The sequence below is a fragment of the Pseudomonas sp. B22129 genome (assembly GCF_044218875.1).
Lineage (GTDB): Bacteria > Pseudomonadota > Gammaproteobacteria > Pseudomonadales > Pseudomonadaceae > Aquipseudomonas.
In genome coordinates this window covers 6,684,061-6,704,713 of the sequence record NZ_CP162592.1, presented here as the reverse complement: position 1 = coordinate 6,704,713, position 20,653 = coordinate 6,684,061, and the positions used below count along the sequence as shown (strand labels likewise).

Sequence of the window (20,653 nt, the reverse complement as noted above, 5' to 3'; positions counted from 1 at the left end):
TGAATCGACGGGTGGCGGGCACTTGGGAGTGTCGACTCGGTCACAGCTTGGCGGGGCGGGGCTCAAGTTGCCCCGCATGGCGCCGACAGCCTGTTGATCAGGAGAGTAATCATTATGTTGCCACCCATGCTGCCCGTCAGCGTTGTGCCGGTCACGTCACAGCTTGATCCGGCGCGTCAGAAGCCGGATATCCCGCCCGTGGTGCCCGTTCAAGCCGGCTCCAACGAAAGCACGATCGATCTGAAAAAGGGTGATTCCGAGCAGTCGACGTTTCTTCTGCGCGAAGAACAGCGCCGCCAGCAAGAGCAACAAAAACGCCGCCGCGAAGCCGACGAGGACCCCGAGCAGCACCTGGCGATTCCCGGCGACGTGCTCAACGCCGACAACACCGTGCCGGTGGTGCCGTTGATTGAAGACGCGCCGCGCCAGGGCCTGTGGGTGGACATCGAGGTTTAATCGCGCAATGCCCGCAAAGCCGCCATCAGCAGTTCGATATCCTGCTCGTCGTTGAGCGGGCTGACCGAAATTCGCGCAATGCTGGTCAGGCCGCGCGCCTGCATATCCAGCGGGGTGTAGGCCACGCCATTGGCGCCGATATTGATGCGTTTCAACCCCAGGCGCCGCTTGAGTTCGAAGGCGTCCCAGCCGGCGAGGTTGAAGGCGATCAATCCCGAGTGAGCCGTGCCCAGGTCGTGCAGGGAAATACCCGGAATCTCACGCAATGCTTCGCGAATGAGTTCGCTGAGCTGTAAGACACGTTCCCATGTCCGCTCCACTCCAAGCCGGTTGGCCTCTTGCAAGGCATTGCCCAAACCGGCCAGCAGCGCAAAAGACACTTCACTGGTTTCAAAACGCCGGGCGTCGTCTCGCAGGTCGAAACCGTTTGCGGTCCATGGCGCTGAAAACACGTCGCGCTGGGCGGGATTCAAGCGTGGCAGGAAACCCGGGCGCACATACATCAGCGCCGTACCCCGTGGCCCGCGCAAGTGTTTGCGACCGGCTGACTTGAGTACATCGCAGTGCAATGCCTGCACATCCACCGGCAATTGGCCGACGGCTTGGCCGGCGTCGATGAAGTAAGCAATGCCATGGCGTTTGGCGACTGCGCCGATGGCCTGGGCCGGATTGATCAGGCCGCCGTTGGCCGGGAGCCAAGTCAGGTCGATCAGCTTTACGCGCTCATCAAGCATCGCCTCCAGCGCTATCGGGCACACCGCGCCGGAGGCATCGCAAGGAATGACCTCCACCCGCGCACCGGCCTTCACCGCCAGGTCCATGCTCGCCAGGTTGCCGCCCCATTCATGGCGGCCCACCAGAATGCGGTCGCCAGGTTGCCATGGGCCCAATGCCTGGAACGCCATGCTCCAGGCTGTCGAGCCACTGCTGGTGAAAGCAATCGATGAGGCGGGCGCGTTGAGCAAGTGCGCGGCTGCGCGTCGGGCTTTCTCCACCAGCACGGCGCCGTGCTCGCCAGCTTCCATCGGGCCGTCGCGCGCTTCGCGCTGCAGTTGGTCGACGATTGCGTCGAGGGTTGCCTGGCTGGGCAGCGAGGCACCGGCATGGTTGAAATGCACGATGCCCGACTGGCAGCCCGGCGTTTCGTCACGCAGGTACCGGGCTTCGAGCGGGTTCACGGCCGCAGCTCGAAAATTGCGTCAACCTCCACCGCGACGCCGGCCGGCAAACTGGAAACACCCACTGCAGTGCGTACATGCCGGCCTTTGTCGCCGAGGGCATTGACCACCAGGTTCGACGCGCCGTTGGCGACCACGCTCTGTTGCTTGAAGTCTCCACTGCTGGCGATGAACACACCCAGACGCAGAATGCGCACCAGGCGCGACAGGTCATCACCCAAGGCATCGCTTAATTGCCCCAGAAGGCCAAGCGCCGCCAGTTGCGCCGCCTGGGCACCTTCTTCATCGCTGAGGGATTCGCCCAGCCGGCCTATGTAGGCGGGTTTGCCATCGACCAGCGGGATTTGCCCGGAGACGAACAACTGGTTGCCGCTGATGACATGGTTGATGTAGTTGGCGGCCGGCTGGCTGGGTGTCGGCAGCGTCAGGCCGAGGGCTTGCACGCGTTGGCGCAGGGAGTTGCTCATGATTAATCCTCCAGGTTAAGAGGGTTGAGCATGTGGGCCAGGGCAAGGGGGCGACAAACGGATAGATCTCACGCGACGTATCGAAAAAACTCACGCGTCTGCGCAAGCGCTCTTCAGCCATTCGCTGAAACACTGGGCGGCTTCATTGAGGGGGCCTTGAGGTGCGATCAGCCAGTAACCGATATCGCTGCGGTAGGGCGGCCAATCGAAGGCTTCCACCAGGCTGCCGTCTTTGAGTCTGCGTTCGATCAGGCGGTGCCGGCCCATGGCGATGCCTTGGCCGGCAACGGCGGCTTCGACCACGATGTTGTAGTCGTGCAGCATCACGCGCGGGTGGTTGGCGAGGTCCACTTGATAATGCGCAGACCAGTCTGTCCATTCGAAAGGACGGTGTGAAGTGGCCATCAGCAGCGGGCCCTTGTGCAGTTGACTGGCCTTGAAGGCCGGGCTGCATACGGGTGAGATGGCTTCATCCATCAGGCGCGTGGCCTGCACATCGGGCCAGTCGCCCTTGCCATAACGAATCGCCAGGTCGACCTCGGCGGCGGCGACATTCGCCAATTGAATGGCCGGCAGCAATTCCACCTGGATAAGCGGGTAGCGGTTCAGAAAGCCGGCCAGGCGCGGCGCCAGCCACAAGGTGGCGAAGGAGGCGAGCAAGCCTACGCGTAACACCGTGGCGGTGGGCGCGACCCGTTGAGTGCGGGTGGCGCAGGCAATGGCATCGAGCGCAGGGCGGATTTCGTCGTAGTAATGCTGGCCGTCGGCAGTCAGATCAATTGCACGGGTACGTCGCACAAACAGCGGTTTACCCAAGTGTTGTTCGAGCTTGTGTACTTGGTGGCTCAAGGCGCTTTGGGTGACCGACAACTCGTTCGCCGCCTTGATGAAACTCAAGTGCCGTGCCACGGCCTCAAAGGCGCGCAGGGCCAGCAGCGGGGGAAGGTCCTTGTGCAGTGCCACCTGGGTGCGCCTCTTGAGATTGGGTGGAAAGTGACAATTTTGGGGGATGACCTGCATTTTGTCGCCGGTTGATTTGCCGTCGGTGTTTAGGCCTTGTTTAAGGATATGCCCTACATACGCCTTTTCACGGCTGGGAAATGCTTCATGTTTTTCTGGAGACGGTAAAACGATGAAACATTACGTGATGGCTTGTCTGGTCGGCATGGGGTTGGCAACGGTGTTTTACGGCGACGCGCAGGCGAGCGAGTCACCGTTGGTGGGCGCCTGGCGGCTGATTGGCTACCAGGTTGAATCTCAGGACACCCATACGAAAATCCCTGCCATGGGCGAGCGACCTACCGGGCGCGTCATCTTTACCGCCGATCACCGCGTGGCTTTCGTATTGACTGGCGAGGGACGACAAGTGGGGACGTCGGATGCGGAAAAATCAGCGTTGTTGAGCACGCTGGTGGCCTACACCGGTATCGAGCGGGTTGAAGGTAACCAGTGGTGTACGCAGGTAGACAGCGCGTGGAACCCCGCTTGGGTCGGTACTGAGCAGTGTCGTGACTTTCGCCTCAAGGGTGACACCCTGCAAGTGCTGACGCCTTGGCGACAAATGCCGAATTGGCCGGGCACTACGCGCTCCATCATTACGTTTGAGCGCGACAAATAAGCCAAGGGGTGGGCCGGGGTGAAGATTTTTACCCCGGTATTTGCCGTCGGGCGGGGCAGGCCGCATTATTGAGGCATTCCCGCCACGACGTAAGCCATGCCATGAGTGATGACGACAAGCTGATTGACCTGAGTGCCGAGCGCGCCAAGCGCGTGCACGACCTGAATGACAAGCGCCTGAATGAAGTTCGCCAGGCGTTTGAACAGGCGATGCCGCTGGGTAAAATCAAGAAAAAGCCGAAGAACAAACCGAAAAAACGTTGAAGCCACCTGCATCTGTTGATGCAGGTCAGTTATTGCCCTTCTTTACGCCCCGTTGCGGGCGACATTGATCCCCGTCAATTTTCCAACCCGCCTTCTCCTTTAACTTAGCCCTATCGCAACAGGGCACGAGCGGGAGGCCGGTCATGTTTTTCGATAATGTGGTGTTTGCTGGAGTGCTGACGGTCAGCCTCATGGTGTTGTTTTTTGTAGGGTTCGGGATTTTTATCTGGAAGGACGCTAATAAGCGTAAAGAACCGTAAGTCTTTCCGGGTTTTATGAGCACGCAAGGCATTTTGGGCGACTTCGGTCGCCCTTTTTTTTGCGCATGATTTAAGTAACGGCGCTGGCCCCTGTGGGAGCGGGCTTGCTCGCGAATGCGGTGTATCAGTTAAAAATTTTGTGCCTGGCATACCGTATTCGCGAGCAAGCCCGCTCCCACATTTGGATCGTGTCTGACTTTGGATCAGCTAACTAAACAGACATAAAAAAAGGTGCGAACCTCACGGATCGCACCTTTTTTTATTACGGACGGCTTATCAGCTGCCCAGCGCCTTGGACGCCAGCCAGAACAACCCGGCCGACAGGCCCACGGTCGCCGGCAAGGTCAACACCCAAGCCATCAGGATGGTTTTCACGGTGCCGCCTTGCAGGCCGCTTTTGTTGGCAACCATGGTCCCGGCAACACCCGACGACAGTACATGGGTCGTCGAAACCGGCAAGCTGAAGATGTTGGCCAGGCCAATCATGCTCGCGGTGGTGATCTGTGCCGACATGCCTTGGGCGTAGGTCATGCCTTGCTTGCCGATCTTCTCGCCGATGGTCAGTACCACGCGCTTCCAGCCCACCATGGTGCCCAGGCCCAACGCCAGTGCGACCGCAAGGATCACCCAGAACGGTGCGTATTCGGTGGTGGCGGTCAGGTCTTTGCGCAGTTTGTCCAAGTCGGACTTCTCACGCGCATCCAGGCCCGGCAGCTTGCCGACTTTCTTCGCGGTGTCGTCCAGGCACAGCAGGTAACGGCGCACTTCAATGCGGTGTTCGGCGGTCAGCGAGTGGTAGTCCGAAACACCTTTGAGCGTTTCCATCAGCGCGCTGATGGTCGGTTCGGTCTGCTGCGGGTTGCACTGGAACTTGCCTGGCAGGTCGTTCTTCACGCTTTTGCCCAGGGCCAGGAATTCACCGAGCGTGGCGTTGTTGCGCTGGTAGAACTGGCTCAAATGCACGGTGGCATCGCGGGTGCGTTCGATCTGGTAAGTGGTGCTGCCCAGGTCGAGTACGAACTGCGCCGGCACGATGCCGATCAACACCAGCATGATCAGGCCGATGCCTTTCTGGCCATCGTTGGAGCCGTGTACGAAGCTCACGGCCATGGCCGAGATCACCAGCACCAGGCGGTTCCAGAACGGCGGGTGTTTCTTGTCGTCAAGCTTGCGGCGCTGGTCCGGGGTCTTGTGCATCTTCGACAGCGGGCGCCACCATTTCAGGCCGATCAGCACCAGGGCTGCGACCAGGAAACCGGCCATCGGCGAGAACACCAACGAGGCACCGATATCGATCGCCTTCTGCCAGTTCACACCGTCAGCCAGGGGGATGTCGTTGATCAGGGCATTGGCCAGGCCGACACCGAGAATCGAGCCGATCAGGGTGTGGGAGCTGGAGGCAGGGATACCGAAGTACCAGGTGCCCAGGTTCCAGGTGATCGCCGCGGCCAACAAGGAGAAAACCATTGCCAAACCATGGCCGGTGTTCACATTGATCAGCAACTCCACCGGCAGCAAGTGCACGATGGCGTAGGCGACGCCGACACCGCCGAGCAACACGCCGAGGAAGTTGAACACCCCGGAGAAGAACACGGCCAGGTGCGGCGGCATGGCTTTGGTATAGATGACTGTGGCCACCGCGTTAGCGGTGTCATGAAAGCCATTGATGAACTCGAAGGCGAGGACAAAGGCCAGGGCGAGCAACAGGCTCACTAGAACCCAAGCATCCAGTCCGCTGAATAAATCGATCATGAAGGTTTTCTGACCCGGTCGTAAGGGGGCGCGATTATGCCAGAAAACCTCAGTAATCGATGCACTAGCTGCTCATCGGTAACAATCTTCACTGAAAAACCATGGTGCAGGAAGGCGCATCCCAGGGTTTTCGGGGCTTTGGCAAGTCTTTGATTTATAAAGCGCGGGGTCAAAATAACGAGGTTTTGTCATCCAAACGTCATGTCTGAAACATTTGTACGAAATTTCGCTGCCGGCGGTCGGCCGCGTGACAAAAGTGAGCTTGCCCACCACTGGCAATGCGCCAGCGGCGGTGGCTAAACCTGATGGCTCAACCCGAAGTGCTTATGGCTCTTCGGCTTTGAGTTCCTGTTCAATCTTTTGGATTTCCTGGGCAAAGGCCTGATCCAGCAAGCTCGCTCGTTTGCGCCATGGTTTGCGCTCCGGCTCTGGCTGGGCGGCGTAGGTGGTGACTTCCCCGCCGTAAACATCCTTGTAACGTTGCTCCTGGCGCTCAAGTTCCGCGCGCAGTTCGTCTTTCGTCACAGTGTTACCTAATTGAGTTAAGTGTATTTAGTGTGCAGCACGCTGCCTGAAAGATACCCTCGGGTTATTTCAAGTTGAACACTGCAACCGTTCAAGTTTGAAAAGACGGGCCGAAGGGCAGTTCTTTTAAGCATCTACTTGTGACCTGCGGTGCTGCAACCTGCAGCACCGAGTGAGCTCCTGCCCTGATATGACTACCGGGCCGACCTCTGCACACGGTGCATTATAGCGGCGCATTTGAATAACACTATCACCCTGAAGTTAAAAAGCGTGAAGGCTTTGTGAGGGGTTTGTTACATAGCGTCGTCAGAATGTGTGAAGCACACGCATCATAAAACTCTGCACTCTTCTAACTAACTGTGTGAGAGCCAGAAAATTATGACGGCTGCGGCCTGACAGCCCGCAAAATTGCGATAATCGAATGACCGTCCGATAATCGCCCAATGTTGCCTAGGCTGTCTTGTGCGTCCCGACGGGTGCGGCTTGTAATAGCAGCCAACCCTCCCAGTGGTTGAAAACAAGAGAAAGGACCCTTGAAATGAACGATCAATTGCGCAACTCCTTCGCGTCAGTGGCGCCGCCGATCGTGGCTTCACCCGCCAAGCGCATCCAGGCGTTCACCGGCGATCCGGACTTCATGACCTCCCTGGCCCGCGGCCTGGCCGTGGTGCAGGCATTCCAGGAGCGCAAACGCCACCTGACCATCGCCCAGATCAGCCACCGCACCGAGATTCCCCGCGCGGCCGTACGGCGTTGCCTGCATACCCTGATCAAGCTCGGCTACGCCACCACCGACGGGCGTACCTATTCGCTGCTGCCCAAAGTCCTGACCCTGGGCCATGCCTATTTGTCATCCACCCCGCTGGCAGTATCGGCCCAGCCCTATCTGGACCGCATGAGCGAGCAGCTCCACGAAGCCTGCAACATGGCCACGCTGGAGGGCGACGACATTCTTTATATCGCCCGCTCCGCCACGACTCAGCGGCTGATCTCCGTCGATCTGTCGGTGGGCGGGCGCTTGCCGGCGTACTGCACGTCCATGGGTCGTATCCTGCTGGCGGCGCTGGATGATGCATCCCTCAAGGACTACCTCGACCACGCCGACCTGCAAACCAAGACCAGCCGAACCCTGACCACGCCTGAATCATTGCTTGAGTGCCTGCAACAGGTTCGCCAGCAGGGCTGGTGCATTGTGGATCAGGAACTGGAACAGGGCCTGCGTTCCATTGCCGTGCCCGTGTACGACGCGTCCGGCCAGGTGCTGGCTGCGCTCAATGTCAGTACCCATGCCGGCCGGGTCAGCCGCAGCGAACTGGAGCAACGTTTCCTGCCGAGCATGCTCAGTGCCAGCCGCGAGCTGAGTGCACAGCTGTTTGCCTAAGTGTTCGGTGACCGCACAGATCCCGGTTTGATGAATTGACGGTGTTTCCCCAGGCTTATTAATGTGCGGCAGCGCTTTGCAAGCGCCCAATAATAACGACGGCCACGGGTCGTCAGCCCGCCCATCGGTGTGGAAATAAGAATAATGAATCAGCCTTCTGTCGGTACGAACCTGGACGTGCAGTCCTTTATCAACACCCAGCCCTTGTCACGCTACCAATGGCGTGTGGTGATCCTGTGTTTCCTGATTGTTTTCCTCGATGGCCTCGACACGGCGGCCATGGGCTTCATCGCGCCGGCGCTGTCCCAGGATTGGGGCATCGACCGCGCCAGCCTTGGGCCGGTAATGAGTGCCGCGCTGATCGGCATGGTGTTCGGCGCACTGGGCTCGGGCCCGCTGGCCGACCGCTTTGGCCGCAAAGTGGTGCTCGTCGGCGCGGTACTGGTCTTCGGCGCGTTTAGCCTGGCGTCGGCTTACAGCGCTAACGTCGACCAATTGCTGGTACTGCGCTTCCTCACCGGGCTGGGCCTGGGCGCGGGGATGCCGAATGCCACCACGCTGCTGTCCGAATACACACCCGAGCGCCACAAGTCGCTGCTGGTGACCAGCATGTTCTGCGGCTTCAACCTCGGCATGGCGGGCGGCGGGTTTATCTCGGCCAAGCTGATCCCGGCGTTCGGCTGGCACGCGCTGTTGATGATCGGCGGCATTCTGCCGTTGGTTCTGGCGGTGGTGCTGGTGCTCTGGCTGCCGGAGTCGGCACGCTATCTGGTGGTGCGTAATCGCGGGACCGACAAAGTGCGCAAAACCTTGTCACCCATTGAGCCCAACCTTGTCGCCCAGGCCACCAGTTTCAGTGTGCCCGAGCAAAAAACTGTCAAGGCGCGCAATGTATTTGCGGTGATCTTCTCCGGCACCTACAGCGCCGGCACCTTGCTGCTATGGCTCACCTACTTCATGGGCCTGGTGATCGTGTACCTGCTCACCAGTTGGCTGCCAACCTTGATGCGCGACAGCGGTGCCAGCATGGAGCAGGCAGCATTTATCGGTGCGTTGTTCCAGTTTGGCGGCGTGCTCAGCGCAGTCGGCGTGGGCTGGGCCATGGACCGGTTCAACCCGCACAAGGTCATCGGCACTTTCTACCTGTTGGCCGGAGTGTTTGCCTACGCGGTGGGGCAGAGCCTGGGCAATATCACCTTGCTGGCGACCTTGGTATTGGTTGCCGGGATGTGCGTCAACGGCGCGCAATCGGCAATGCCGTCGCTGGCCGCGCGCTTTTACCCGACCCAGGGCCGCGCCACCGGCGTGTCGTGGATGCTGGGCATCGGTCGCTTCGGCGCGATCCTCGGGGCCTGGATGGGCGCCACTTTGCTCGGCCTTGGTTGGAACTTCGAGCAAGTGCTGACTGCGCTGGTGGTTCCGGCCGCTTTGGCCACTGCCGCCGTGGTGATCAAAGGCTTGGTCAGCCATGCGGACGCGACTTAAGGCCTGATGCGGTAAAAAATGTGGGAGCGGGCTTGCTCGCGAATGCGTAGTGTCAGTCGCCCTATATGGTGGCTAATACACCGCTTTCGCGAGCAAGCCCGCTCCCACATTGACCGAGTCAGCACATAAAGTTAGCCAGGCAACAATTCGTTCGATAATCGAACGCTGAGTCGATTATCGGATTGTTTGGCTCATTTCCCCGGCTTAACCTTCAAGCACTTCGGCGCCACCTCAGCGCCTTTTTCGATCCATACCGGGAGCCCGAACCCCATGGCTGAAATTCTTGCGCTGCGCGACGCGGTGAAGCGATTCGTGAACGACGGCGATACCGTCGCACTGGAAGGCTTCACCCACCTGATCCCTACGGCTGCGGGTCATGAAATCATTCGTCAGGGCAAGAAAGACCTGACGCTGGTGCGTATGACGCCTGACCTGATCTACGACCAGTTGATCGGCGCCGGCTGCGCCCGCAAGTTGATTTTCTCCTGGGGCGGCAACCCGGGCGTGGGCTCTCTGCATCGCCTGCGTGACGCGGTCGAGAAACAATGGCCGCAACCGCTGGAAATCGAAGAACACAGCCACGCCGACCTGGCCAATGCCTACGTTGCCGGTGCATCGGGCCTGCCGTTCGCGGTGCTGCGTGCCTACGCCGGTTCCGACCTGCCCAAGGTCAACCCGCTGATCAAGACCGTCACGTGCCCCTTCACCGGCGAAGTGCTGGCGGCAGTGCCCTCGGTGCGCCCGGATGTCACCGTGATCCACGCGCAGAAGGCTGACCGCAAGGGCAACGTGTTGCTCTGGGGCATTCTCGGCGTGCAGAAAGAAGCGGCGCTGGCAGCCAAACGCTGCATCGTCACCGTCGAAGAAATCGTCGACGACTTGAACGCGCCGATGAACAGTTGCGTGCTGCCGACCTGGGCGCTGACGGCTGTCTGCCATGTTCCCGGTGGTGCGCACCCGTCGTACGCCCACGGCTACAACGAACGCGACAACCGTTTCTACCAGGCGTGGGACCCGATCGCCCGCGACCGTGGGACCTTTACCGCCTGGATCGATGAATACATCCACGGCACCGCCGACTTCAGTGAATTCCAGGCCAAGCTGGCCGCCGCGCAGGAGGCCCAGTAATGGCTTACTCGACCAATGAAATGATGACCGTCGCCGCCGCGCGCCGCCTCAAGAACGGCGCTGTCTGCTTTGTCGGCATCGGCTTGCCGTCCAAGGCCGCCAACCTGGCACGCCTGACCTCATCGCCCGACGTGGTGCTGATCTACGAGTCCGGCCCGATTGGTGCCAAACCTTCGGTTTTGCCGCTGTCGATTGGTGACGGCGAGCTGGCGGAAACTGCCGACACCGTGGTGCCGACCGGCGAAATCTTCCGTTACTGGCTGCAAGGCGGGCGTATCGATGTCGGCTTTCTCGGCGCCGCCCAAGTCGACCGCTTCGGCAATATCAATACCACCGTGGTCGGTGATTACCACCAACCCAAAGTACGCCTGCCGGGTGCCGGTGGTGCGCCGGAAATTGCAGGTTCCGCCAAAAGCGTGCTGATCATCCTCAAGCAGTCGGCGCGTTCGTTTGTCGACAAACTGGATTTCATCACCTCGGTCGGTCACGGCGAGGGCGGTGATTCACGCAAGCGTCTCGGCCTGCCAGGCGCCGGGCCCGTAGGGATTATTACCGACCTGTGCACCATGGAGCCGGAAGAGGGCACCCATGAATTCGTGGTCACTGCGCTGCACCCGGGCGTGACCCGTGAGCAAGTGGTCGCGGCCACCGGTTGGGCGATTCGCTTTGCCGATCAGGTCAGTACCACCGCCGAGCCCACCGAGGTCGAGTTGACGGCCCTGCGTGATTTGGAAGCACGTACTGCCGCTGCCCACGGCCAAGCACCGGGAGAAGCCTGATGCGCGACGTGTTTATCTGCGATGCCATTCGTACCCCCATCGGCCGATTTGGCGGTGGCTTGGCCACCGTGCGCGCCGATGATCTGGCTTCACTGCCGATCAAGGCATTGATCGAACGCAACCCGTCGGCGGATTGGAGCGCGATCGACGAAGTCTTCCTCGGCTGCGCCAACCAGGCCGGTGAAGACAACCGCAACGTCGCCCGCATGGCGTTGCTGCTGGCCGGTCTGCCGGACAGCATTCCAGGCGTGACCCTCAACCGCCTCTGCGCTTCGGGTATGGATGCCATCGGCACCGCCTTTCGCGCCATCTCCAGCGGTGAAATGGAGCTGGCGATTGCCGGCGGCGTGGAGTCGATGTCCCGCGCGCCGTTTGTGATGGGCAAGGCCGACGCGGCGTTCTCGCGCACTATGAAGCTGGAAGACACCACCATCGGCTGGCGCTTTATCAACCCGCTGATGAAGGCCCAGTACGGCGTGGATGCGATGCCACAGACCGCCGATAACGTGGCCGATGATTACAGCGTGTCCCGCGCCGACCAGGACGCCTTTGCTTTGCGCAGTCAGCAACGCACGGCAGCCGCCCAAGCCGCAGGCTTTTTTGCCGAAGAAATCGTGCCGGTGCGGGTCGCCCATAAAAAAGGCGAGACCGTGGTCGAGCACGATGAGCATCCACGAGACACCACCCTGGAAGCCCTGGCCAAACTCAAACCGGTCAACGGCCCGGACAAGACCGTGACCGCCGGCAATGCCTCGGGCGTGAATGACGGTGCGGCGGCGCTGATTCTGGCGTCTGCCGACGCCGTAGAAAAACACGGGCTGACGGCGCGCGCGCGGGTATTGGGCATGGCCAGCGCCGGTGTCGCACCGCGTGTGATGGGCATCGGCCCGGTGCCGGCGGTACGCAAGTTGGTCGAGCGGCTTGGCCTGGCGGTGACGGACTTTGACGTCATCGAGCTTAACGAAGCCTTTGCCAGCCAAGGCCTGGCGGTGTTGCGTGAACTGGGCATCGCCGACGATGCGCCGCAGGTCAACCCGAACGGCGGCGCCATTGCCCTGGGCCATCCCTTGGGCATGAGCGGCGCGCGGCTGGTATTGACCGCGCTGCACCAGCTGGAAAAAACCGGCGGCCGCAAAGGCCTGGCGACTATGTGTGTGGGCGTCGGCCAAGGCCTGGCCCTGGCGATTGAACGCGTCTAATAAGAGAGGATTGCTCCATGAGTGACAAGCCCGGTTACCGGCGCCCGCAAGCGGGCACTCAACCTGATTACCTGCACCCGGCCTACCAGTCGACGAACCTGCGTTCGCCGTCCCAGCCGTTGGTGTTTCTGCCCCATTCCCTGTCGGAAATTACCGGCCCGACCATTGGCGCCGAGCGAGTAGACGAGAAGGACAATGACCTGACGGCTCAGCATGAGGGCGAGCCCCAGGGCGAGCGCATCATCATTCACGGCCGCGTGCTGGATGAAAACGGTTTGCCGGTGCCGGGCATTCTGGTGGAAATCTGGCAGGCCAACGCCGCCGGCCGTTACAACCACAAGCGTGACCTGCATGACGCACCGCTGGACCCGAATTTCACCGGCACCGGCCGCACCGTTACCGACGCCGACGGCTGGTATCAGTTCCAGACCATCAAACCCGGCGCCTACCCGTGGGGCAACCACCACAACGCGTGGCGCCCGGCGCATATCCACTTTTCGCTGTTTGGCCCCAGCGTGCTGACGCGGCTGGTCACGCAGATGTATTTCCCCGGCGACCCGCTGCTGGAATACGACCCGATCTACAACTGCGTGCCCGACACCTCGGCCAAGCAGCGCCTGATCGCGAGTTTTGACCTGGAAAAAACCATTCCTTCCTATGCCCTCGGCTACCGCTGGGACATCGTCCTGCGCGGCCGCGACGCCACGCCGATGGAGAAATGAGATGACACTCAATGCGACCACGTCCCACACCGTCGGGCCGTATTACCACATCGGCCTGACCTGGCTGAACCGTGAAGACCTGACCGTACCCGCCACGCTCGGCGAGCGTGTGGCGATCAGCGGGCAAGTGGTGGACGGTAACGGCGATGTCGTCAACGACGCCATGCTTGAAGTCTGGCAGGCCAATGCCGCCGGCAAGTACGACCATCCTGAAGATGAGCAGGACAAAGCCGTCGATCCGAATTTTGAAGGCTTTGGCCGGGTGCCGGTGGATGCCGAAGGGCGGTTTCGTTTCACCACCATCAAACCGGGCGCTGTGCCAGGTTTGCAAGGCACGACCCAGGCGCCGCATCTGGTGGTATTGGTGTTTGCCCGTGGCCTGGTGAAGCATTTGCTGACGCGGATTTATTTTGAGGGGGAGGCGCTGAACGGGGATGACCCGTTGCTGGCGTGTGTGCCTGCCGAGCGGCGCGATACGTTGATTGCCAAACCTGATGCGCAAGGTGTGCATCAGTGGAATGTGATTTTGCAGGGCACGGACAGGGAAACGGTGTTCTTCGATTATTGAGTTGGCTTGAAATCATTCGCGAGCAAGCCCGCTCCCACATTTTGATTTGTGAATACCTTCAAATGTGGGAGCGGGCTTGCTCGCGAAGAGGTCCACCCAGACAACACTTAACCAAAAGTCTGCTTGCGGAACATGGTTGTTGCAAAGTATGTCTAGGCTATAACCGTTCCCACTGAGTGAAAAAACATGACAACAACAACTAATCACTACACCGGAGAAGAACGCAGCAAACGGATTTTTGCGATTGTCGGGGCGTCCTCCGGCAACCTCGTCGAATGGTTCGACTTCTACGTCTACGCCTTCTGCGCCATTTACTTTGCCCCGGCGTTTTTCCCGTCGGACAACCCCACGGTGCAACTGGTCAACACCGCCGGTGTATTTGCCGCCGGATTCCTGATGCGGCCTATTGGCGGCTGGCTGTTTGGCCGCGTGGCTGACAAGCACGGCCGCAAGAACTCAATGATGATCTCGGTGCTGATGATGTGCGCCGGGTCTCTGGTTATCGCGTTTTTGCCGACCTACAAAGACATCGGTATCTGGGCGCCGATTTTCCTGCTGATCGCGCGGCTGTTCCAGGGTTTGTCGGTAGGCGGTGAATATGGCACCACGGCGACCTACATGAGTGAAGTCGCCCTCAAGGGGCAGCGGGGCTTTTTCGCCTCGTTCCAATACGTGACGCTGATTGGCGGGCAATTGCTCGCGGTGCTGGTGGTGGTGATCCTGCAGCAGTTTCTCAGTGAAGATGAACTGCGTGCCTGGGGCTGGCGGATTCCGTTCGTCATCGGCGCGATTGCCGCCGTCATCTCCCTGCTGCTGCGCCGCACCCTTAAAGAAACCTCCAGCAAGGAAATGCGTGAAGACAAAGACGCCGGCAGCATCGTCGCGTTGCTTCGCGACCACGGCAAAGCGTTTATCACCGTGCTGGGCTACACCGCCGGCGGCTCGCTGATTTTCTACACCTTCACCACGTACATGCAGAAATATCTGGTGAACACCGTGGGCATGCACGCCAAGACGTCGAGCTACATCATGACCGGCGCGCTGTTTCTCTACATGTGCATGCAACCGTTGTTCGGCATGCTGGCGGACAAGATCGGGCGACGTAATTCCATGCTGTGGTTCGCAGGCCTGGGCACCTTGTTCACCTTCCCGATCCTGCTGGCCCTGAAAACTGTCAGCAGCCCGTTCCTGGCCTTTGTGCTGATTACCCTGGCCTTGGCGATTGTCAGTTTCTACACCTCCATCAGCGGGCTGGTGAAAGCGGAAATGTTCCCGCCGCAAGTGCGTGCCTTGGGCGTGGGCCTGGCGTATGCAGTGGCGAATGCGATTTTTGGTGGCTCGGCGGAAGTCGTCGCGCTCAGCCTGAAATCCATTGGCATGGAAAACACGTTCTACTGGTATGTCACCGCGATGATGGCGATTGCCTTCCTCTTCAGCTTGCGCCTGCCGAAACAGGCGGCGTATTTGCACCATGACCTCTAGGGATGAGTTATGACACTGCGCACGAGCGCTCAACTGTTCGACGCTTACTTCACCGCTGACAGCATGGCCGAGGTGTTCTGCGACCAAGGGCGCCTGCAGGGCATGCTGGATTTCGAAGCCGGTCTGGCCCGGGCGCAGGCCCGGGTCGGGCTGATCCCCCAGGTGGCTGTCGCGCCGATTGCACAGGCTTGCCTGGCTTCACTGTACGACGTGGATGCCCTCGGCGTGGCGATTGCCACGGCGGGGAATTCGGCGATCCCCTTGGTGAAGGCGTTGGGCAAGTTGATTGCCGCTGAAGACGCTGGCGCCGAGCGTTATGTGCATTTGGGGGCGACCAGCCAGGATGTGATGGACACCGGGCTGGTGCTGCAACTGCGCCGCGCTGTGGCCTTGATCGAGGCAGACCTGGCGCAGTTGGGTGAGATTCTGGCGGCGCAAGCGCAGCGTTATGCGGGCGTGCCGTTGGCCGGGCGCACCTGGCTGCAACACGCGACGCCGGTCACCCTGGGGATGAAAATCGCCGGTTGGCTGGGGGCGGTGACGCGCAGCCGCCAGCGGCTGGCCGAATTGAAACCACGCTTGCTGGTGCTGCAATTTGGCGGCGCCTCCGGCACCCTCGCGGCGCTTGGCGAGCACGCTCTGCCGGTGGCCGAGGCGTTGGCGGCGCAGCTGCAACTGGGCTTGCCCGAGCAACCCTGGCACACCCAGCGCGACCGCTTGGTGGAGTTTGCCAGTGCGCTTGGCTTGATCGCCGGCAGCCTCGGCAAACTCGGCCGTGATATCAGCTTGCTGATGCAGACTGAGGCCGCAGAAGTATTCGAACCCTCGGCGCCGGGCAAAGGCGGCTCATCAACCATGCCGCACAAACGCAACCCGGTGGGCGCTGCTGTGCTGATCAGTGCCGCCACTCGCGTGCCGGGCCTGGTGGCGACGATGTTCAGCGCCATGCCCCAGGAACACGAACGCAGCCTGGGCTTGTGGCATGCCGAGTGGGAAACCTTGCCGCAGATTTGCCTGCTGGTATCGGGTGCCTTGAAGCAGGCGCTGCTGATAGGTGAGGGGCTGGAAGTCGACGCTGAGCGCATGGCGCAAAACCTCGATTTGACCCAGGGCCTGGTGTTGGCCGAAGCCGTCAGCAGCGTGCTGGCCCAACGTTTGGGCCGTGAGACGGCGCACCATCTGCTGGAGCAGTGTTGCAAACGGGCGGTCGCGCAAGGGCGGCATCTGCGCGCGGTATTGGCCGATGAACCCCAAGTCAGTGCCGAGCTGTCAGCGGCTGAACTGGACCGCCTGCTCGATCCAGCCCACTACCTGGGCCTGGCCCACACTTGGGTCAGCCGCGCTGTAACCGAACATTTTGCATTGACCGCGTAAGGAGACCGCTGTGGCCTTTGTACAACTCGCCGAGGGCGAACTGCATTACCAGCTCGACGGCCCGGTGGATGCGCCGGTGTTGGTGCTGTCCAACTCGCTGGGCACCGACCTGCACATGTGGGACTTCCAGATTCCGGCTTTCACCGAGCACTTTCGCGTGTTGCGTTTTGACACCCGTGGCCATGGCAGATCCCTGGTCACCGCCGGCCCCTACAGCATTGAGCAACTGGGCCGTGACGTGATTGCGCTGCTGGATGCACTGGATATCCAGCGCGCGCATTTCTGCGGGCTGTCCATGGGCGGTTTGATCGGCCAGTGGTTGGGCATTAACGCCGGTGAACGCCTGCAGCGCCTGGTGGTATGCAACACCGCCGCCAAAATCGGCACACCCGAGGTGTGGAACCCGCGCATTGAAATGGTGCTGCGCGATGGCGCGGCGGCCATGGTCGCGTTGCGCGATGCGTCTATTGCCCGCTGGTTCACGGCCGACTTTGCCGAGGCTCATCCCGATCAGGCCAAGCTGATCACTGACATGCTTGCCGCCACCTCGCCTGAAGGTTACGCCGCCAACTGCGGGGCCGTGCGCGATGCGGATTTTCGTGAGCAATTGGCCGCGATCAAGGTGCCGACCCTGGTGGTCGCCGGCAGTGAAGACGCGGTCACGCCACCGGCCGGCAGCCACTTCATCCAGGCCCATGTACAGGGCGCCGAATACGCCGAGTTTTACGCGGCGCACCTGTCCAACGTTCAGGCCGGTGCTGAGTTCAGCGACCGGGTGATTGAATTTTTGCTGGCCCGCTGAGGAGCTTTTTGTGGACGAGAAACAACGTTACGCCGACGGCCTGCAAGTCCGCCGTGAAGTGCTGGGCGACGCCCATGTCGACCGCAGCCTCAACGCCTTGACCGAGTTCAACAGCGAGTTCCAGGAAATGATCACCCGCCACGCCTGGGGTGATATCTGGACCCGCCCGGGCTTGCCGCGGCATACCCGCAGCCTGATCACCATCGCCATGCTGATTGGCATGAACCGCAGCGAAGAACTCAAGCTGCACTTGCGCGCCGCCGCCAGCAACGGCGTAACCCGCGCCGAGATCAAGGAGGTGCTGATGCAGAGTGCGATCTACTGCGGGATTCCTGCGGCGAATGCGACGTTTCACCTGGCGGAGTCGGTGTGGGATGAGCTGGGGGTTGAGTCGCGCGAAGCCTGAATTGAAATGCGATCACCTGTGGGAGCGGGCTTGCTCGCGAATACGGTGGGTCAGTGACACAGTCGTCGAATGAAAGGCCGCATTCGCGAGCAAGCCCGCTCCCACATTTTTGATCTCCACCGGGCTTCGGAGATCAATGGGAATCCGCATCCCACACCCAATTCCATACCCCCGGCAAATGCACCGGTTCATTCACGTCCTTGACCGTGCGCGCCAGCGCCGCGCGTTCCAGTGTGGCAGTGTCGGTGTAGAACGGTTCGGCTGCGGTTTTCATGCCGTTGATCCGGGCGCTGTCCATCAGGATTTGCAGGTATTCCTGCATATGCCGCGCGGTGTAGCGGTTGATGTCGTGGAAGGTCACCACCACCGGGATCACGCCGTCCACTGTCGGCAGTTCGCCCAAGGCAATGTGTTCACGCAGCACCGACAGTTGCCGGTACAGGTTGGCGCGACGGCGCGGGCTGCCGTTGAAGCCCCAGATTTTGCCGTCATTGGCACTCAGGTCGGTCAGCAAAACGTGCAGGCCATGGCGGGTGTAGGCGGCAAACGTACGCTTGTCATAGTTCCAGAAGGGCGGGCGTACCAGCGCCGGCGGGCTGCCGGTGATTGAGGCAATATCGGCCGCGCCCCGGGTGAGGGTGCTTTCCAGTTCAGCGTCACTCAACCAACGGTGGTTGGTATGAAACGCCGTGGCTGTATGGAAGGCCAGGATATGGCCGGCCGCGAACTCGCGTTCCATGGTTTTGTGGCCACGGCGGCTGCCGCCGGAGCGGGACGCTTCGGTCTGCAGGAAAAACACCGCCTTGATGCCCGGCAGTATCGGGTTGTTCGCCAGGTCCGCCGCCACCGAACGGCTCGGGTTGTTGTAGCCCGAAGCGCTGGGGCCGTCATCGAAGGTCAACAGGAAGCGGATAGGGGCCTGGGCCTGCAAACGCTGCTCGGTCTGCGGCGTCAGGGCGATGGGCGCGCCGATACAGCCGCTGAGCAGAATCGACAGAATGACAAGAAGGTATTTCATGGCGGCCTGGATGATGAGGGGGGATCCGTGTTGATGAACTCCCTGTGCCGGGTAACGGGCGCGAGCACGATACAGCATGATCACGCCTGGCATCACCGATAAATAGTGCCGCTGATCTTAAGGGCGGCGTGCTGTGGTTGCGGCCTCCTTTGTCAGGCGTAGCGTTGGCGCAATGGCTTGCCCATTTCCTGGTTCAGCGAATTCTCGCTAAAGGGGGCAGGGTTGGTTGAGGTGGGGGGCGTGGAGGGGTCGTTATCGAAGTCGAAGGGCGGCGCGTTGGTCGCCAAACCGACGGCTTGCAGTTCTGCGTTGGGCGGGCCGGGTCGCTCGGGATGATCCTGGGTCGGATCGCTCGAACCTGGAAGGAATGTACCGTTGGCGCCGTTCCAGGCGTGCGCCATCTCATGGTAAAGCAGCAGCAGTGGCAAGAGCACGTCACCGTCTTCGTGGATGTCTGCCGGGTCGTAGAAAATCGTCGCTTTGTCCGCGCGCGCACCGGCCACCCCGTCCTTGATGTAGCCGTCCCTGGGAGCATCCGGAACGTAGACAAGCTGATGAGCGTCTTCCAGTTTTTGCAGTGCTGTGCTCCAGAAGTCGTAGGAGTCACCATGCCCGTTGGACGGCACAATGTTGACAGGGCCCCCGTTTTGCAGCGCCGCCTTATCCAGGGCCTCCAGCATTTTTTGCCCTTGGGGTGACGCGCGCAGCAGCGCCAGATCATCCTCGACCCGCTGAATGAAATCGGCAGGCCCTTCGATGCTGAAGGCTTGGCGACCGGCCTCGGAGGGTTTCACGTAAGTGACGCTTGAGTTTTGGGCGCCGATCAGGCGATCCGTCGCTTGTGCGTAGATACGGGCCTTGATGGAATTGGCCCATACCGTGTTACGCCCCTCGCCGGTGTAAAAGGCGGTGTGGTCATGGCCGACCAATAGGTCGTTACCCGGACCGCCATTGAGTACCGAATAGCCATTGCCTGCGTATAGCTGGTCGTCGCCTGTACCGCCATCCAGGTGGTTGTGTTTGGTGGATGGTCCGCTGCCTGCATACAGACGATCGTGACCACCGTTACCGTACATGACCGCGTGGCCGGTCCCCCCCATTATCGTATCGTCGCCCTCATTGCCTTCTGCATAGCCTGTTCCGCTGCCAAGACGGATCTGGTCATTGCCGCGCCCGCCGTAGACCCGGGTTTCACCGCTTCCCGCCTGGACCGTGTCGTCGCCATCCCCGGCCCTGATCTCTACCTTGAACGTCACATTGGGGGCGATGGTAATGCGGTCGTCCCCGCCATTGGTTTTGATGTAGAGGAAATGCTGGAGGGTTGGATGGCCCTTGCTTGTATCAAAGGCATAGTCGCGGCCGTTTACTTGGACATGCAGTTGGCCGTCGGGACGTTGGCTGATATGGATTACGTCTGAGGTGTCACCGGTTTCGAGGGTAAACACTTCCTCCAGCAGTTTGGGGCCCCCGGGGTTGCTGTTTTCCCGGATCAGCAGGCGGCTGGCACTCAAGGTACCGTCATCCACCAGCTTCTGTTTTTCGCGGTGAATGATCGGTGCTGCGACAGGCGGGGTGAGTGGATTGTTGGCGGCAGGAGGTTGAGGGGGCGCGATGAAGGGGGCTTGGTTTGACGGGGTCGAACGCATTGGGAGGTCACCTTTCTTGTCGGATGCTGGTATCCGTCAGTCGAGAGAGTGACAGGCTCGGTTCCTGTTTCATTTGAGGCAATTTACTACGGGGCCAGCCGCGAACAGCCTACGCGCGTCTGGCACCTGGGGTGAACGGGCTGT

Annotated in this window: 22 protein-coding genes; 15 read left to right on the top strand and 7 right to left on the bottom strand. The window is 60.8% G+C overall.

Annotated features, from left to right (window positions below):
- Window positions 1–114 precede the first annotated feature (114 nt).
- On the top strand, window positions 115–456 hold the full coding sequence (locus AB4P94_RS30640) for an aspartate-semialdehyde dehydrogenase (protein WP_078741171.1): 342 nt from the start codon (window positions 115–117) through the stop codon (window positions 454–456).
- On the opposite strand, the gene AB4P94_RS30635 is transcribed toward AB4P94_RS30640, so the two are convergent.
- From AB4P94_RS30635 to AB4P94_RS30625, 3 genes are all read right to left on the bottom strand, one after another.
- Window positions 453–1,634 carry an aminotransferase class V-fold PLP-dependent enzyme gene (locus tag AB4P94_RS30635; RefSeq protein WP_395608789.1) on the bottom strand — a complete coding sequence of 394 codons (1,182 nt, stop codon included), beginning with the start codon at window positions 1,632–1,634 and terminating at the stop codon, window positions 453–455. The genes AB4P94_RS30640 and AB4P94_RS30635 overlap by 4 nt on opposite strands.
- Window positions 1,631–2,101, bottom strand: a complete 471-nt coding sequence (locus tag AB4P94_RS30630) for a RidA family protein (protein WP_395608788.1) — start codon at window positions 2,099–2,101, stop codon at window positions 1,631–1,633. Before AB4P94_RS30630 ends, AB4P94_RS30635 begins: the two co-directional genes overlap by 4 nt.
- Window positions 2,102–2,191: 90 nt before the next feature.
- A complete protein-coding gene (locus AB4P94_RS30625; protein ID WP_395608787.1) occupies window positions 2,192–3,064 on the bottom strand; it encodes a LysR substrate-binding domain-containing protein in 873 nt (290 codons plus the stop codon).
- Between the two features lie 169 nt (window positions 3,065–3,233).
- Between AB4P94_RS30625 and AB4P94_RS30620 the strand changes: the two genes are divergently transcribed.
- From AB4P94_RS30620 to ccoM, 3 genes are all read left to right on the top strand, one after another.
- Window positions 3,234–3,719 carry a lipocalin-like domain-containing protein gene (locus AB4P94_RS30620; protein WP_395608786.1) on the top strand — a complete coding sequence of 162 codons (486 nt, stop codon included), beginning with the start codon at window positions 3,234–3,236 and terminating at the stop codon, window positions 3,717–3,719.
- A 101-nt stretch (window positions 3,720–3,820) separates the two neighbouring features.
- Window positions 3,821–3,982: a hypothetical protein gene (locus AB4P94_RS30615; RefSeq protein ID WP_395608785.1), complete on the top strand. Its 162-nt coding sequence runs from the start codon at window positions 3,821–3,823 to the stop codon at window positions 3,980–3,982.
- 143 nt (window positions 3,983–4,125) lie between these two features.
- A complete protein-coding gene (gene ccoM / locus AB4P94_RS30610) occupies window positions 4,126–4,242 on the top strand; it encodes a cytochrome c oxidase subunit CcoM (protein ID WP_017137226.1) in 117 nt (38 codons plus the stop codon).
- Window positions 4,243–4,518: 276 nt separating this feature from the next.
- Here ccoM and AB4P94_RS30605 read toward each other — a convergent pair whose 3' ends face one another.
- Together AB4P94_RS30605 and AB4P94_RS30600 are read right to left on the bottom strand one after the other, a co-directional pair.
- Window positions 4,519–5,994, bottom strand: a complete 1,476-nt coding sequence (locus AB4P94_RS30605) for an inorganic phosphate transporter (protein WP_176994764.1) — start codon at window positions 5,992–5,994, stop codon at window positions 4,519–4,521.
- 324 nt (window positions 5,995–6,318) lie between these two features.
- Window positions 6,319–6,519, bottom strand: coding sequence for a hypothetical protein (locus AB4P94_RS30600; RefSeq protein ID WP_003172389.1), 201 nt, complete (start codon window positions 6,517–6,519; stop codon window positions 6,319–6,321).
- Window positions 6,520–7,057: 538 nt separating this feature from the next.
- Here AB4P94_RS30600 and pcaR point away from each other — a divergent pair.
- From pcaR to pcaC, 11 genes are all read left to right on the top strand, one after another.
- Window positions 7,058–7,900 carry a pca regulon transcriptional regulator PcaR gene (pcaR, locus tag AB4P94_RS30595; RefSeq protein WP_395608784.1) on the top strand — a complete coding sequence of 281 codons (843 nt, stop codon included), beginning with the start codon at window positions 7,058–7,060 and terminating at the stop codon, window positions 7,898–7,900.
- Between the two features lie 144 nt (window positions 7,901–8,044).
- Entirely contained in the window at window positions 8,045–9,385 is a 1,341-nt protein-coding gene (locus tag AB4P94_RS30590; protein WP_395608783.1) for an MFS transporter, read from the top strand.
- A gap of 270 nt (window positions 9,386–9,655) precedes the next feature.
- The gene (locus AB4P94_RS30585) at window positions 9,656–10,513 is read left to right on the top strand and encodes a CoA transferase subunit A (RefSeq protein ID WP_395608782.1); all 858 of its coding nucleotides are present in this window, start codon (window positions 9,656–9,658) and stop codon (window positions 10,511–10,513) included.
- The gene (locus tag AB4P94_RS30580) at window positions 10,513–11,292 is read left to right on the top strand and encodes a CoA-transferase subunit beta (protein WP_395608781.1); all 780 of its coding nucleotides are present in this window, start codon (window positions 10,513–10,515) and stop codon (window positions 11,290–11,292) included. Before AB4P94_RS30585 ends, AB4P94_RS30580 begins: the two co-directional genes overlap by 1 nt.
- Window positions 11,289–12,491, top strand: coding sequence for a 3-oxoadipyl-CoA thiolase (gene pcaF, locus AB4P94_RS30575; protein ID WP_395611407.1), 1,203 nt, complete (start codon window positions 11,289–11,291; stop codon window positions 12,489–12,491). Before AB4P94_RS30580 ends, pcaF begins: the two co-directional genes overlap by 4 nt.
- A 17-nt stretch (window positions 12,492–12,508) precedes the next feature.
- Window positions 12,509–13,213: a protocatechuate 3,4-dioxygenase subunit beta gene (gene pcaH / locus AB4P94_RS30570; RefSeq protein ID WP_395608780.1), complete on the top strand. Its 705-nt coding sequence runs from the start codon at window positions 12,509–12,511 to the stop codon at window positions 13,211–13,213.
- A gap of 1 nt (window position 13,214) precedes the next feature.
- Window positions 13,215–13,781, top strand: a complete 567-nt coding sequence (gene pcaG, locus AB4P94_RS30565; RefSeq protein WP_395608779.1) for a protocatechuate 3,4-dioxygenase subunit alpha — start codon at window positions 13,215–13,217, stop codon at window positions 13,779–13,781.
- Between the two features lie 186 nt (window positions 13,782–13,967).
- Window positions 13,968–15,263: an MFS family transporter gene (locus tag AB4P94_RS30560; RefSeq protein WP_395608778.1), complete on the top strand. Its 1,296-nt coding sequence runs from the start codon at window positions 13,968–13,970 to the stop codon at window positions 15,261–15,263.
- Between the two features lie 9 nt (window positions 15,264–15,272).
- Window positions 15,273–16,637: a 3-carboxy-cis,cis-muconate cycloisomerase gene (locus tag AB4P94_RS30555; protein WP_395608777.1), complete on the top strand. Its 1,365-nt coding sequence runs from the start codon at window positions 15,273–15,275 to the stop codon at window positions 16,635–16,637.
- 10 nt (window positions 16,638–16,647) lie between these two features.
- On the top strand, window positions 16,648–17,439 hold the full coding sequence (gene pcaD / locus AB4P94_RS30550) for a 3-oxoadipate enol-lactonase (RefSeq protein ID WP_395608776.1): 792 nt from the start codon (window positions 16,648–16,650) through the stop codon (window positions 17,437–17,439).
- A gap of 10 nt (window positions 17,440–17,449) precedes the next feature.
- The gene (pcaC, locus tag AB4P94_RS30545) at window positions 17,450–17,845 is read left to right on the top strand and encodes a 4-carboxymuconolactone decarboxylase (RefSeq protein WP_116628293.1); all 396 of its coding nucleotides are present in this window, start codon (window positions 17,450–17,452) and stop codon (window positions 17,843–17,845) included.
- A gap of 133 nt (window positions 17,846–17,978) precedes the next feature.
- On the opposite strand, the gene AB4P94_RS30540 is transcribed toward pcaC, so the two are convergent.
- Window positions 17,979–18,863 (bottom strand): polysaccharide deacetylase family protein, encoded by an 885-nt coding sequence (locus AB4P94_RS30540; protein ID WP_395608775.1) that lies wholly within the window; start codon window positions 18,861–18,863, stop codon window positions 17,979–17,981.
- Window positions 18,864–19,015: 152 nt separating this feature from the next.
- The gene (locus tag AB4P94_RS30535) at window positions 19,016–20,509 is read right to left on the bottom strand and encodes a M91 family zinc metallopeptidase (protein WP_395608774.1); all 1,494 of its coding nucleotides are present in this window, start codon (window positions 20,507–20,509) and stop codon (window positions 19,016–19,018) included.
- Window positions 20,510–20,653: the final 144 nt, after the last annotated feature.